General features: G+C 39.6%; 17 protein-coding genes. 12 read left to right on the top strand and 5 right to left on the bottom strand.

What is annotated here, in order from left to right; genetic code table 11:
- Positions 1-62: 62 nt before the first annotated feature.
- The 12 genes from J7E63_RS22275 to cydS all read left to right on the top strand — a co-directional run bounded on the left by J7E63_RS22275 (position 63) and on the right by cydS (position 10,519).
- Entirely contained in the window at positions 63-383 is a 321-nt protein-coding gene (locus J7E63_RS22275; protein WP_215016616.1) for a hypothetical protein, read from the top strand.
- Positions 384-464: 81 nt separating this feature from the next.
- Complete coding sequence (locus J7E63_RS22280; protein ID WP_215016618.1) at positions 465-1,058, top strand: putative ABC transporter permease; 594 nt, start codon at positions 465-467, stop codon at positions 1,056-1,058.
- A 309-nt stretch (positions 1,059-1,367) separates the two neighbouring features.
- Positions 1,368-2,066 (top strand): response regulator transcription factor, encoded by a 699-nt coding sequence (locus J7E63_RS22285; RefSeq protein ID WP_215016620.1) that lies wholly within the window; start codon positions 1,368-1,370, stop codon positions 2,064-2,066.
- 3 nt (positions 2,067-2,069) lie between these two features.
- Positions 2,070-3,458 carry a sensor histidine kinase gene (locus J7E63_RS22290; protein WP_215016622.1) on the top strand — a complete coding sequence of 463 codons (1,389 nt, stop codon included), beginning with the start codon at positions 2,070-2,072 and terminating at the stop codon, positions 3,456-3,458.
- Positions 3,455-4,159 (top strand): polysaccharide deacetylase family protein, encoded by a 705-nt coding sequence (locus J7E63_RS22295; RefSeq protein WP_308161992.1) that lies wholly within the window; start codon positions 3,455-3,457, stop codon positions 4,157-4,159. The genes J7E63_RS22290 and J7E63_RS22295 overlap by 4 nt, the downstream gene beginning before the upstream one ends.
- Positions 4,160-4,167: 8 nt before the next feature.
- Entirely contained in the window at positions 4,168-4,767 is a 600-nt protein-coding gene (locus J7E63_RS22300; RefSeq protein ID WP_215016624.1) for a DedA family protein, read from the top strand.
- Positions 4,768-4,960: 193 nt separating this feature from the next.
- On the top strand, positions 4,961-6,127 hold the full coding sequence (locus tag J7E63_RS22305) for an MGDG synthase family glycosyltransferase (protein ID WP_215016626.1): 1,167 nt from the start codon (positions 4,961-4,963) through the stop codon (positions 6,125-6,127).
- Between the two features lie 36 nt (positions 6,128-6,163).
- Complete coding sequence (locus J7E63_RS22310; RefSeq protein WP_215016628.1) at positions 6,164-6,766, top strand: undecaprenyl-diphosphatase; 603 nt, start codon at positions 6,164-6,166, stop codon at positions 6,764-6,766.
- 189 nt (positions 6,767-6,955) lie between these two features.
- On the top strand, positions 6,956-7,786 hold the full coding sequence (locus J7E63_RS22315; RefSeq protein ID WP_215016629.1) for a cytochrome c oxidase assembly protein: 831 nt from the start codon (positions 6,956-6,958) through the stop codon (positions 7,784-7,786).
- Between the two features lie 248 nt (positions 7,787-8,034).
- Positions 8,035-9,381, top strand: a complete 1,347-nt coding sequence (locus J7E63_RS22320; RefSeq protein ID WP_215016631.1) for a cytochrome ubiquinol oxidase subunit I — start codon at positions 8,035-8,037, stop codon at positions 9,379-9,381.
- Complete coding sequence (locus J7E63_RS22325; RefSeq protein WP_215016633.1) at positions 9,378-10,406, top strand: cytochrome d ubiquinol oxidase subunit II; 1,029 nt, start codon at positions 9,378-9,380, stop codon at positions 10,404-10,406. Before J7E63_RS22320 ends, J7E63_RS22325 begins: the two co-directional genes overlap by 4 nt.
- Before the next feature lie 11 nt (positions 10,407-10,417).
- Complete coding sequence (gene cydS, locus J7E63_RS30615) at positions 10,418-10,519, top strand: cytochrome bd oxidase small subunit CydS family protein (RefSeq protein WP_374103889.1); 102 nt, start codon at positions 10,418-10,420, stop codon at positions 10,517-10,519.
- Between the two features lie 330 nt (positions 10,520-10,849).
- Here the strand turns inward: cydS and J7E63_RS22330 are convergent, their stop codons facing one another.
- From J7E63_RS22330 to J7E63_RS22350, 5 genes are all read right to left on the bottom strand, one after another.
- Entirely contained in the window at positions 10,850-11,593 is a 744-nt protein-coding gene (locus J7E63_RS22330; protein WP_215016635.1) for an amino acid ABC transporter ATP-binding protein, read from the bottom strand.
- A gap of 15 nt (positions 11,594-11,608) precedes the next feature.
- A complete protein-coding gene (locus tag J7E63_RS22335; RefSeq protein WP_168245686.1) occupies positions 11,609-12,268 on the bottom strand; it encodes an amino acid ABC transporter permease in 660 nt (219 codons plus the stop codon).
- Positions 12,269-12,331: 63 nt separating this feature from the next.
- Positions 12,332-13,108 (bottom strand): amino acid ABC transporter substrate-binding protein, encoded by a 777-nt coding sequence (locus J7E63_RS22340; RefSeq protein WP_215016637.1) that lies wholly within the window; start codon positions 13,106-13,108, stop codon positions 12,332-12,334.
- A gap of 287 nt (positions 13,109-13,395) precedes the next feature.
- The gene (locus J7E63_RS22345; RefSeq protein WP_215016640.1) at positions 13,396-13,563 is read right to left on the bottom strand and encodes a twin-arginine translocase TatA/TatE family subunit; all 168 of its coding nucleotides are present in this window, start codon (positions 13,561-13,563) and stop codon (positions 13,396-13,398) included.
- A gap of 16 nt (positions 13,564-13,579) precedes the next feature.
- Positions 13,580-14,535 (bottom strand): ZIP family metal transporter (locus J7E63_RS22350; RefSeq protein ID WP_215016642.1); only part of this gene is annotated, 956 nt, incomplete at its 5' end.

The raw sequence follows: 14,535 nt of genomic DNA on the forward strand, positions 1-14,535 counted from the left end.
AAAACAACAATGTGCTGATTATTTTTGAAAAAAGCCTTTCTAGTTAAAAAGCCTCCTAATTATTGAACCCGAACACATGCCTTGGTCCCAATAAGGTGATTCGTGATAATATCATCGCCATTTCGAGAGGTGATTTTTCCATCCCGCTTTCTAGCCAAGGATTAAAAAGGTATCAAAAAGGTTTTGGCGGAATCATTAGGGGAATTGGCGGAAAAAGTGCCAGGTTTGGCGGAATCCCGACCCAGTTTGGCGGAATAAATCCAATAGTTGGCGGAATCCAATCCCAGTTTGGCGGAATCCCGACACAAGATTGCGAACTCTCCAGTCCGAGAGGGAGCCATATACCAAACAAGGATATAGGACTCGTCTGTTTTTGTGTCTGAATAGGAACTTTTTTGTATATTTGGCAGCATGACTGTTAAACCTAATGTGGGAAATTCCTATCCATGAAAGGTGGTTTAGCCATGATCATAAACTTGTTGAATGGTATTGAGTTTCAAAATCATCATATTTTCAATCTTGAAGGAGCAGCCACCATTGTTTTTTATTTTACAGTCTACTCATGGTTTGGCTGGCTGCTCGAAAACAGTTATAACTTCTTTACGAAACGGGAGTTTTTTAAGCCGAATTTTTTATTTGGACCATTTAAACCGATGTACGGCTTTACCCCTGTACTTCTGGTATATTTGATTTCACCACAAACAAATTTGACAGTGGTGATCCTCCTCTGCATCCTGATTCCAACACTTGTGGAATATTTAACGGGAGCATTATTACAGAAGCTTTTTAACCGGCAATGGTGGGATTATTCAGATTCACCTCTGCAGCTGCATGGACATATCTGTCTGCCCTTCTCTGCCTGCTGGAGTATTCTGTCTCTTCTATGCATAAAATGGATCCATCCCGCGGTTGCCTCTATATACGGAGCCATTGACCCATACTGGGCCTGGGTCTGGTCAGCAGTAGGATTATATTTCCTTGCCGATCTCGTATTAGCGATCCGGAAACATTCATTACAAGATCTTTTTACGGACGAATCAACCAATCCAATCCAATAGGGTGCCTGACACCCCAATACCATAAAAAACTCCTTCAACTAAAATGAAGGAGTTTTTTTGGTTTAATACGTCCATCTTCATACATGGCCATGGATGATGAATTTGCGCAAATAGATTTGATATTTTAATTGAATCGACGAATGATTGTGGCAGGTGTGATCTGAATAAAAGATTAAAATTCAATGAAAAAAAGAAAACTAAGCAGAAATCATGCTAAATTGAAGTAGATCATTTTTAAAAAAATAAGATGGTTTTATAAAATATGTAAATTTGTAACCTAGGTTCATGCCATATAAAGGAGGGGTGACGATGAAACAGCGGATTTTGGTGGTAGAGGATGAAAAACAGATCGCCAAGATATTAAAGATCGAACTGGAATATGAGGGATACGAAGTAAATGTTGCCTATGATGGGAAATCGGGATTGCAGGCAGCCTTACATGAAAAATTGGATTTAATTTTATTGGATGTTATGCTGCCCGAAATGAATGGCATTGAGGTTTTAAGAAAAATACGAAAAGAGAATAACCTCATCCCCGTTATTTTATTAACAGCCCGAAATATGACCATGGACAAGGTAGCAGGACTCGATCAAGGGGCGAATGATTATATCACAAAGCCATTTGAAATTGAGGAATTATTGGCAAGAATTCGTTCTTGCCTTCGGCAAAGTACCATTGCAGTCATGGCATCACAATCGAATGACTCCTTATTAGAAATAAGAGATTTAACCGTTAATCTGGATACAAGAGAGGTCACCAGGGGGGAGACTTCCATCACGTTAACTCCCAAGGAATTCGACTTACTCGTTTATTTGCTATCCAATAAAAATAGAATTGTCACGAGGGACAGTATCCTCCTTCATGTTTGGGGCTATGAATATGAAGGGGAAACCAATGTCATCGATGTGTTTATCAGACATTTACGAAAGAAAATTGAAGAAGGTTTTTCTGACCCAACGATTATTCAGACGGTAAGGGGCATTGGTTATACCGTAAGGGAGAATTAACAAATGAAAATTACCACAAAAATAAATCTTATTACTACGGCATGGATTCTATGTATGTTACTTGCTGTGAATGCGGTTGTCTTTTTTTCATTTATGAAGATTACTGTCAATATGGAAGATGGTGAACTACTTCAAAAGGCTGATTATTTGATAAACGAAATCAAAAAGGGAGATTCTCTAGCGGTTATTAAAGAAAAATTAACCCCATACCTAACGAACCAGTCTTTTATAAGGATCGTTCAGCCAGATTCGAAAATAGTTAATCAAGTAACGAATGATCCGAAATTAGCGGCTAAAATAAAACCACAATTCACTACTGAAAAAGGTACGGAAAGGCGTACCATTAGACTTAAACATCAAGAAGAACAAATTGCCATTGTCAGGGTGCCAATTCAATCAAATGGCCATGTAGTAGGAACACTAGAGTTTGGGGAGAAATTAGTAGGATTGGAAACAGGAAAAGACTTATTACTCTCCATTCTTGCCTTTTGTACCATTTTAGGTGCGGTACTATCACTGCTCGGAGGTAGGTGGTTGTCCAATCTGATTATGAAACCTATCTCTAATATGATTAATACAATGGAGGATATCGAAAAAAGTGGGATCCCGAAAAAGATCATCATCCAACATGAGACAAAGGATGAATTGCAAAAATTGGCCGTTACTTTTAATCGGATGATTGGCAGATTAGAGGCAAATCTCGAAAAACAGCGGCAATTTATTTCGGATGCTTCACATGAATTAAAAACCCCGCTTACTGTGATCAAAAGTTATGCAGACCTACTGCTAAGACGGGGGTTAAAAAATGAAGAGGTGGCCCATGATGCGATTGAATCGATTCATTCAGAAGCAACAAGAATTCAAAAAATGACAGAAAGGTTTCTGGATTTAGCTGATACAGAATCAGGTAATCTTTTAGAACCAAAAGTAATCAATTTAGTTTCCTTGTGCGAAGAAATCTTCAAGCAGCTTAAAAGTGCCTATAAAAGGGAAATTAACCTCCATTACCAAGAACCAGCCATTACGGTTATCGCGGATGAAGTCAAGCTAAAGCAGGCAATGATAATCTTAATCGATAACGCAATTAAATATAGTACAGATAAAATAGATGTGTACTTACAGGATAAGGAACAATTGACGATTATTACGGTAAAAGATTACGGAATCGGCATACCTGAGTGTGAAATAGAGAATGTCTTTGAACGGTTTTACCGGGTGGACAAGGCGCGGAGCAGGGAGACAGGTGGGACAGGGTTAGGCTTGTCGATTGCCAAAAATATTATGAAGCAGCATCAAGGAGAAATCATCGTAAAAAGTACGGAGGGGGTGGGAACAGAGGTAGAGTTGTTCTTACCCAAACGAAAAGTTGGAAAGGAAATGTTTTTCGAGTGATTAAAATATTGATAGTATGTGTTATTCTTTTATTCATTTTGTTTCTTATCTATTCCATATTGCCAACTATCCTAATCCGGATTAGCGGAAGGGGAATCATCAAAACGATCCATGCTCCGGCTATTGCATTAACGTTTGATGATGGCCCCAATCCTGAATACACACCACAATTACTTGATCTTTTGAAAAAGTACGGTGTAAAGGCATCCTTTTTTGTGGTCGGCAGTAAAGTGAAAGCCAATCCTACCATTATTAAACGGATGAGTCAGGAGGGACATACGATTGGAATTCATCATTATGACCATATTTCAAGTTGGATTCTCTCCCCCTTTCGCTTAAAAAAACAACTGCAAATGACAGAACAGGCAATCATTGAATGCACCAATGAAGCAGTACCCTTTTACCGGCCGCCATGGGGGAGTTTTAATAGTGCCAGCCTACTATTGAGCAAGCGATATAAGGTGATAATGTGGTCGCATATCTTCGGTGATTGGAAGGTAGCGAAGGGTAAAAACGGACTGCTTGAAGAATTGCTCCAAACGACAGAAGCAGGCTCTGTATTGTTGCTTCATGATTGTGGGGAAACCTTGGGTGCCGATAGGCTAGCTCCCCGTTATATGCTAAAGTGCTTAGAAATCTATTTACAGGAAAATGTAATTAAGGGCACAAAATTTATCACATTAAAAGAAGTGAACTTTTAGAGGCTGCTATGAATGTAGAGACAATTATTAATTATATTAATATATATGGTTACCTAGTCATTTTTCTCTTTTTATTCTTTGGTATTGTGGGTATTCCTGCTCCTGAAGAATCGCTGCTCTTTTTAATCGGCGTGCTGAGTTTTCATCATAAGCTCTCAATAGGGCTAGCCATACTTAGTTCCATTCTCGGAGCGTTTATAGGAATGCAAACAGCCTATTCGATTGGAAAATATGCAGGGTCCCCTATTATAAAAAAATTCGGAAAGTATGTCGGGATTAGCGATGACCGTTGGGAAAAAGTAAGTCGTATCTATACAAAAAATGTACGTAAAACAATCGTTATTGGTTTTTATCTGCCAGGTATTAGGCAGATAAGCCCGTACTTTGCTGGGATTACAAATATTCCATTTCGGAGGTTTTTCCTTTTTTCCCTGCTAGGCACTCTTCTCTGGACCATCCCTTTTATTGTGGGAGGCTATTATGCAGGAAAGGTATTTCATATAAATCCAGACTATATTCCATATTTAGGAATGGTATTTTTCGTTCTTTTTCTGCTATTTGTCATACGTAAGTATATAAAAAGGAAAAAAACGACATCAGCTGAATAGGAGAAAATAAAACAAAACCTGAAAAGGCATCTTTTCAGGTTTTTGTTTTTGACCAAGCTAAAAAAAAGCTGAAGGTAAGATTAAAAATCCATTAAAAAACGAGTTTTTCAAGAAATGAGTGATACATTGAAAGGGTAATTTAGAAATCATCATTTTCAAAGTTCGATTACTAGTAGAACAGGAGATGGAATAAGTGAAGAAGATTTTGTTTTTACCACTCTTACAAATGCAATCGGGACATCATCAAGTCGCTGAGGCATTAATGGAACTATTAAAAAATCATTGTGACGATCTTACTTTTAAAAAAATCGACTTGTTAAGTTATACAAATAAATCGTTAGAAAAAGTGATTACAAATGGCTATCTCAATTGGATTCGCTACGCACCAGAAACCTATAATCTTGCCTATAAAAGCTTTTTTTACGTATCACCAACTAAAAGACATTCCTTTAAATGGTATCAACCGCTCTTTTTAAAGAAAATGGAGCAATTGTTAGCAGAGGAAAAACCAGATTTACTTGTTTGTACGCATGGGTTCCCTTCTTCTCTTCTTAGTAAGTTAAAAATGAAGGGAAAATGCGACATACCGATTATTAACGTTTACACAGATTTCTTTATTAATAGTGTTTGGGGAAGAGAAGGGATTGATCTCCATTTTCTCCCTAGCCAAGAGATCAAACGAAAACTCGGCAGAAAATATCAAACCACGAACCAACAGATGATGGTCACTGGTATTCCTGTCCATGAAGAAATTACAAAAACCCTTCATCGGAAACACGAAAATGAGCGTCTCAAAATCTTATTATCTGGAGGAAATAGCGGTTTGGGCGGGATTTTGAAACTAGCTGAAGAGTTAAAACTGTCCCCAAACTTAGACTTCTTCGTATTGTGTGGTAATAACAAGAAGCTTTATGATGAAATTCTTTCGTGGGATTTAGAGTATATCAAACCATTAACCTATCTTTCTTCAAGATCAGAAATGAATTTACTGTATGAAGAAGTGGACGCGATTATCTCAAAACCGGGTGGAGTCACTATAAGTGAAGCGATCCGAAAAAGACTGCCAATCTTTGTGCATTCTGCACTTCCTGGGCAGGAGGAAATAAATCTCCAATATTTAAAGCGGAAAGAGCTAGTATTTGAGCTCGACCAGAGCACTCCATTGGAAAAACAGCTGCTTAGTGTTTTAACGAACCAGAAAAAAATGAAAGGCTGGGAGGATGCTATTGATGCTTACCAGCAGGGAATTGAGCTAGAGAAGCCGGAAAATATCGTGGAGATGATAGAAACACTCCTTGACCAAAAGACCAGCAGCAGGCAATCGGGATTGGTAAGATTTTCTTCTCCTTTGAGAATATAAGATTGTTGAACCACATGAATCTGGAGGTTAGTTAAGATGTCTCACATAGACTATAGTATTTTTCAAATAATCAATCACTTTGCAATAAGTGAGCGATTTTTAAACCCATTGATGATATTTTTAGCAGAAAAAGCAGAGTATCTATTTTTTGCAGGAATCATTTTTTATTGGTTTTATCATAAATCACAAAACCGAAAAATGGTTGTTGAGGCAATTCTGGCCGCTTGTGTTGCGTTAAGTATAAATGGAGAAATAGGTCACTTTTTTTACCGGAATCGTCCTTTTGTCACCCATCATGTAAACTGGTTAATCCCTCATGTGAAAAACGCCTCGTTTCCAAGTGACCACGCGACTGCCGCATTCGTGATTGCAACGGCCATTTGGATTTGGAAAAAACGTGACGGCTGGATGTGGTTGGTATTGGCTGCAGGCATTGCTCTGTCCCGTGTTTGGACAGGAGTCCATTATCCTTTAGATGTGGCAGCAGGAATGCTCATAGGGACAAGTGTAGCTTTTGCCATCCATTTCTTACTAGTTCGATTCGAGGAAATAAACAAAGTAATCCTTTGGTTAATTGAGTACTATGAGAAAATTGAAAGTAATCTTTTGAAAAAGAACCGTCTAGTCAGAAAAAGATAGGAAGCCAAACGAGGCAGCGGCTATATATGCGTTAAAGGGGGACTTTGCTTTGAAAGTAAAACTGAATATGGAAAAGGAAGAGCCACTAAGGTTCTTCTTTTTTGTCATAAATCAGCTAAACTGTCATATAATCTAAAGTTATTTGCTCGCTTAAAAAGTAAATATCCCCAGAGTAGGAAGGAGGATATCATGTTCTATGCGATGTGGTTGGAAGGTCAATCGTTGTGGAATACACCATTACTTGCTTGTCTCATTTGTATAGCAGTTTTATATGTAGTCTTAGTACTTTCTTTTACAAAAATAAAGCTTCATCAAAAACAACCCCTGCTTTTTTTCCTCAGTTTAAGCATTATGTACGTAACCTTTGGCAGTCCATTTGAAACCATAAGTCACTTGTCGTATAGTTTGCACATGCTGCAAATGAGCATTTTATACTTTATCATCCCACCTCTATTTTTATTAGGTATTCCAGATTCATTTCTCCAGCAAATTCGTCATCTCTCCATCTTTGTAAGAGTAAGCAAGTTTTTCTTACCGCCAATTGCTGCACTTTATGCTTTTGGAGCCATGTTCTTGATGTACCATTTCCCAGTAGTTTTAACGACTCTCTCTCAAAATTCGTTTGTCCATAATGGCTACTTATTTGTGCTGTTCGTCCTATCTTTTAGGATGTGGGGGCCAATAGCCTCTCCTGACTCGAAGAAGTATGGTTCAAAGGGGCAGAATAAACGTTATCTATTTTTGAGCGGGCTTGTATTAATGCCCGCCTGTTTGCTTTTCATATTAACTGCCTTTATTGGTGGAATGAATAATCCACTTCTTACACAACTAACCGCAAACCTTTGTATCTCACCTTCCCAATTAAGTTCTCTCAATATACTGCCATCACCATTTAATACAAGACTTGATCAATTGTTTGCGGGAATCCTAATGTTGGGAATGCATAAATTTGGATTAACCTTGACCGTTCGTCTTGGTAAAAAAATGAATAGTGGGAATGTGGTGGGGATTGTTGACTGACCACCACTTCTCACTATTTTTTCTGTGTGCGGATACTTTCCAGTGCCGTTAAATATATTCCGCCATAATTTTGGGAATGGTATGTAAGAAGTGTGCTTAATTAATTAAATTAGCCAAAAGATAAGGTGGGATTTTTATTTACAAAAAACAAGAGCGAAAGCTCATTTGGCTGGCTTTTATTGTTGCATCCATTATGGGACTGTCGATCATTGGACGGCTTTTTTCAGGATAAGAAGGGGGGGAGTTAATTGGGTAATGAGGAAGCAGTATTTTTTAGTCGTGTTCTAACAGAATTGACCTTATCCTTTCACATCATTTATGCGACCATTGGTGTTGGGATTCCACTAATGATTATGATTGCTCAATGGGTTGGGATAAAGAAACAAGATGAACACTATATTTTATTAGCTCGAAGGTGGACAAGGGGATTTGTGATTACCGTGGCAGTTGGCGTTGTGACCGGGACCGCAATAGGGTTACAACTCTCACTCCTATGGCCCAATTTTATGCAGTTAGCGGGAAACGTGATTGCCCTGCCGTTATTTATGGAGACATTTGCGTTTTTCTTTGAAGCGATTTTTTTAGGTATTTACATATATACTTGGGATCGGTTTAAGGACCAGAAAAAACATCTGCTCCTGCTGATTCCAGTTGCGATGGGAGCCTCTTTTTCAGCCGTTTTTATTACCATTGTCAATGCATTTATGAATGCACCCCAGGGCTTTGATGTCGTTAATGGCCAATTAGTGAATGTCAGTCCAATTGTGGCCATGTTTAATCCGGCGATGCCGACAAAGGTAGCCCATGTGGTCGTCACCGCCTATATGACGTCAGCGTTTGTCCTGGCTGCGATTGGAGCCTTTCGTTTACTTAAGGGGTCAAACCATACGTATCATAAAAAGGCTTTGTTTTTAACAATGAAACTCGGATTCGTCTTTTCCGTAGCAACTGCTCTTTTAGGGGATTTCTCCGGAAAGTATTTGGCCGAATATCAACCGGAAAAATTAGCTGCTGCTGAGTGGCACTTTGAAACAGGGAAAGGTGTACCGCTTGTCTTATACGGTGTCCTTGATAATGGGGAAGTAAAATATGCACTGAAAATTCCCTTTGCACTCAGCATTCTGGCTCATGAAGTTCCTAATGCAGAAGTGATAGGACTTGATCAGTTTCCGAAGGATGAAGTGCCGCCCCTGTATATCCACTATTTATTCGATATGATGGTGACGATTGGGATGTGGATGACTGTTTTGTCTTTGGTATATGTAATAGGTACTTGGCGCCAATGGCGTTTCGTTTTATCTAAATGGTTTCGCTGGCTGCTTGTGCTCGGCGGCCCTCTCTCCATTCTTGCGATTGAGGCGGGGTGGTGGTTGGACGAGGTCGGCCGTCAGCCTTGGGTCCTGCGTGGGATTTTGCGAACTAAAGATGCAGCGACAACAAGCGGTCAAGTGGATATCATGTTGGTTTTATTTGCGGGGCTTTATCTTGTCCTCGGGGTTGGCAGTGTGGTTGTACTCTGGCGAATGTTCCGGAAGAACACGGTGGAACAGGAATTGGCCGATAGAGCCTCCGAGAAAGCGGGTGATGTGCTATGACACTGGAAATCGTCGGAATAAGTGCATTGGGGTTGTTTCTCTTTGGATATATCATCATTGCGTCCATTGATTTTGGGGCAGGATTTTTTAACGCGTTTAGTACATTAACCGGGAAACAGCATATTTTGACGAAGATTATTCAACGCTATTTATCGCCGGTTTGGGAAGTCACCAATGTCTTTTTAGTGTTTTTCTTCGTCGGGATGGTTGGTTTTTTTCCAAAAACGGCTTATTACTTCGGCACAACCTTACTTGTACCGGCAAGCATTGCGATTATTTTGCTAGCGATTCGGGGAGCTTATTATGCCTTTACAACCTACGGGGGACTCAAACATAAACGATATACCATTTTGTATGGGTTGACGGGATTATTTATTCCAGCGTCGCTGTCGAGTGTCTTGACGATTTCAGAAGGCGGCTTTGTGACAATGGAAAGTTCTGCGCCTGTGCTTGATTATTGGGCTTTGTTTACTAGTCCTTTATCGTGGAGTATTGTGGTCCTTAGTCTGACAGCCGTATTATATATCTCGGCTGTATTCTTGACATGGTATGCCCACCATGCAAAGGATGAGGCGGCAACGAACCTACTTCGCAAATATGCGCTTAGTTGGGCAGGACCAGCCATTATCACCGCCGCGGGTATTATCATTGAAATGCGAATGCACAATCCAGAACATTATCAACGCTTAATCGACCTTTGGTGGTTGTTCGGATTGTCTGTCATTTTCTTTGTTGGAACAGTCTATTTGATCTGGAAGCGGCGTGCGTACGGTCTGGCATTCTGGTTATTAGTCGGGCAATTTGCGCTTGCCTTTTTGGCCTATGGTGCTTCCCATTATCCTTATTTACTGTATCCCTATCTCACCCTTTATGATAGTTTTACGAATCAATCGATGGCGATTGCCCTGATTGTTGCCTTCATTGCAGGGTTAGGATTACTCCTGCCATCGCTATATCTACTGCTAAAATTGTTTCTGTTTAACAAGGAATATGTCCAAGGGAATCGAAATGATGAACATGCTTAGGGGGAATGAACGTGGATGATTTCTTGCTCTTTTATGCCCCGTTTCTTGTGATGATTGTGTCGATTGTAGTGGCGTTTTGGATTGCTCCGAAAGATGATTCTGTGGAAAAATAACAACTGACTGTAAAATCGGTATGGAGTGTTCATGAGGACAGGATTAAGGATGAAAAAGTAAAAACTGTCCTCATGAGGCGTTCATGAGGACAAAACTAAGGATGGAAAAGTGAAAATTGTCCTCATGAGGTGTTCATGAGGACAAACCTAAGGATGAAAAAGTGAAAATTGTCCTCATGAGGTGTTCATGAGGACAAACCTAAGGATGGAAAAGTGAAAATTGTCCTCATGAGGTGTTCATGAGGACAAACCTAAGGATGAAAAAGTGAAAATTGTCCTCATGATGCTTCGATGAACATCGACACCCGCATTTATTATCCAACCATACTCTTATAAGCTACGCTTCAAGAAAGCCTTCGTTCGTTCATTCTTAGGGTTTGTAAACAACTCCGCGGGCGAACCAGATTCCACAATCTCCCCATTGTCCATAAAAATCACCCGGTTTGCTACTTCCTTGGCGAATCCCATCTCATGTGTCACAACAATCATCGTCATGTGTTCTTCGGCCAGATCCTTCATCACTTGTAATACCTCACCAGTTAATTCGGGGTCCAATGCAGAAGTAGGTTCATCAAAAAGGAGAATTTCTGGGTTTAACATGAGCGCTCTGGCAATGGCGACGCGTTGTTTTTGCCCGCCTGAGAGATTGGCTGGATAGGCGGTGGCCCGGTCAGTAAGCCCGATTTTCTTAAGTAGTTCACTGCTTCTTTGTTGAATTTTATCAGGTGATTCCTTCTTCAGCATTCTTGGAGCAAGTTCCAAATTTTCTTTTACGGTCAGATGCGGAAAGAGGTTAAAATGCTGAAAGACCATCCCCATTTTTGCATTGATCTCTTTAATCTCCTGGGGTTTTGCATAGACGCCGTCCTTTACTAAATGCTTACCGGAGACATAAATCGTGCCACCGTCTATTTTTTCAAGATGGACCAAACTGCGGAGCATCGTACTTTTCCCGGAACCGGAGGGACCAATGACGGCTACCACATCATTTTTATTTACATCAAAGCTAATCTGTTTTAGGACATCCAAATTCCCATACGATTTTTTGAGGTTAGCTATTTCCATGACAGGCATAGTTACCACTCCTTCTTATTCAAATTTGAACCGTTTTTCGAGCCATTTAAAGACCATCGTTAAGAGGAGCGTCATAATCAAGTAAATAATACCGGCGACGAAGAAAGGAACGATGGTAAAGTCGCGGTTTACAGCTGTCTGTGCAAAATGCAACAATTCCGGAACGGCAACCGCATAGAGCAGTGCGGTATCTTTGACCAATGTAACGGATTCGTTCGCGACAGCGGGAAGGGCGATCCGGAACATTTGCGGAAGGATGACCTTTGTTAACGTCTGCCATTTATTCAGGCCGAGCACTTGCGAGGCCTCATATTGACCTTTATCAATCGCAAGAAGCCCGCCGCGAAAGATTTCGGCGAAATAGGCAGCATAGTTCAAGATAAAACCTAAACAGGCAGCGACAAAGCGGTCCAAAACTAAATATTCTCCAACTACTGGTATCATCGGCAGCCCGAAACAGATAAATAACAGCTGAAGCAAGAGCGGTGTACCGCGCATCACGTAAATATATCCTTGTGCAAGCAGGGACACAGGCTTAAAACGGCTGCCGACAGCCAGCGTTAATATAAACCCAAGTGGAATCGAAACCACAATCGCAATGACAAACAAGAGGACTGTCATCTGGGCGCCTTCGAGCATTGGTTTAAGTATGGAAATCAGATAATCAAAAGACATATATGTTCCTCCAAAAGCAAAACAGGGTTCCCAATGGAAATCCTGTTCGCCTTATATTCGGTATTAGTTTAATACTTTATTTTCGCCAAACCACTTTTCAGAGATACCTGCTGCTGTGCCATCCTCATTCATCTCATCGAGTGCTTTTTGCAGCTTTTCAAGTAATGCTTCATTCCCTTTTTTAACGCCAATTCCGTATTCTTCAGGAGCAAGCGATTCATCGAGAATTTTAAAGGATTCTTTTTCTTTCGTCATATAATAATCGATAACAATCTCATCAATTACTACTGCATCCAAACGACCGCTCTTTAAGTCAGTTAATGCCTGGACATTATCAGCAAATTCGGTAACTGTCTTAATTTTGGCTTTAATAGGTGCGGCATCCAAAGCATCTGCTGCAGAAGATAGTGTTTGCAGTCCAACAACCTTACCATTTAAATCATCTAATTTAGTAAGCTTTGAATCAGCCAATGTAACAACCACTTGTGCATTCTTCAAATATGGCTTCGTGAAAAGAACTTTCTTTTTACGTTCATCCGTAATAGTGTATCCGTTCCAAATAAGGTCAATCCGTCCACTGCTTAATTCCGCTTCTTTTGTGCTCCAATCAATTGGTTGGAATTTAACCTTTTTCCCCATTTTTTCTGCCGCTGCGTTCGCGTAGTCAATGTCAAAACCAACAATTTTATTGTTCTCATCGCGGAAACCCATCGGGGCAAATTTATCATCAATCCCAATCACGAGCGTGTTGTCGTTTGCTCCTGATGATTTAGACGAACATCCTGTAAGGATCGAGAATAGTGCTGCTATTACTAGAATCATAGGTATTAACCGTTTCATAATAGAACTACCACCTTAGCTATTTATTTTAAATTTCCTTTAGTACGTTACCGAATTATTACACTAGCATATTATAACGCTATAATATTATTTAATACAATAGCATCATAAATAATATGAAAATTTAAAATATTCATAGCTAGTTGATGGAATATAGAAGAGAAGCCGATCAGATTGAAATGGAGAACAATCAGGACAATTCTCTTTTTTGTTTGTGATTTAGGAATATATAAAAAAGGTAGTTCATCGTCTTAACATCATGAGCCACCTTTTATATAGAAGTTTATTTATTTTTCTTTATCGTGATCATCATCCAATATCCCTTTTGTTGACTGTTTAAATTCTTTAAGTGTAGATCCCACAGCACGACCGAGCTCTGGAAGTTTTTTCGGCCCAAAAACAATTAATGCAATCACAAATATCAATAATGCACCACCAATTCCTATATTAGCCATTTCAAATTCCTCCTGATTATTTTACGAAAAAAGCCGTAAAATACATGATTAATATTCCAAGCGTAAATCCAGTAAAATTCATCCATGATACAACTGGTTGATTATTCTTTTTGTGTTCTTCCATCAGCATTTTGGAAATTACGAATATTACCTGTAAAATAGCACCTGCACCAACACCTAAAAATACTGCGCCCCAAATTGGTGAAAAAATAAACCCTCCGAACCAAGTTCCCACTATCGCAGGGGCACCTGCAATCGTGCCTAATAACACAAAGTGGCTAATCTTTGGCTTACTCTTCAGTAATGGGGCAGCAATACCAATCCCTTCAGTAATATTATGCAGAGTAAATCCGATTACTAAAAACGTACCCAATGCTGCTTCACCTAGTGCAAATGATGAGCCAATAGCCAATCCCTCACCAAAATTATGAAGACCAATTCCTGTTGCCATCAATAATGAAATTCCTAGTGGAGAATAACCCGTTCGTTTTTGTCTTTGATGTTGATATTGATCAAATCCAACCAGTAATAAAAATGAAAGAACCGTACAAATGATTACCACCATGTTGCCCTGGAATACAGACGGTGCTTCTGCTCCTATTTCAAATCCATCAAATAACGTACCAAAGAATAAAAATAGGAGGAGGCCAACTGTGAGAGCAAGAATGGCATTAATCCAGCCTTTTTTCAAACGTTTCATAAATGGAAACCATAGTAACCCTAAAGTAATGGGAACAATCCCTACGTAAAAACCAATAAATCCGTAGTTCAACACATTATCCCATGAAAATTCAGGAGTTAAGGTGGCTGCATCAATAACAGCTTCTGTTATTATCCCATTTTCAGATATTAATAGAATTGTATGAGGATCACCTTCTACCCATGGATACTTAATCGTCACCTTTCCATCTTCAAATCGTTTAAGTGTTGAATCAGGAGTTATTGAAAAATTCCATACAGAATCATCCACAA

The sequence above is a fragment of the Bacillus sp. ISL-75 genome, from assembly GCF_018613095.1.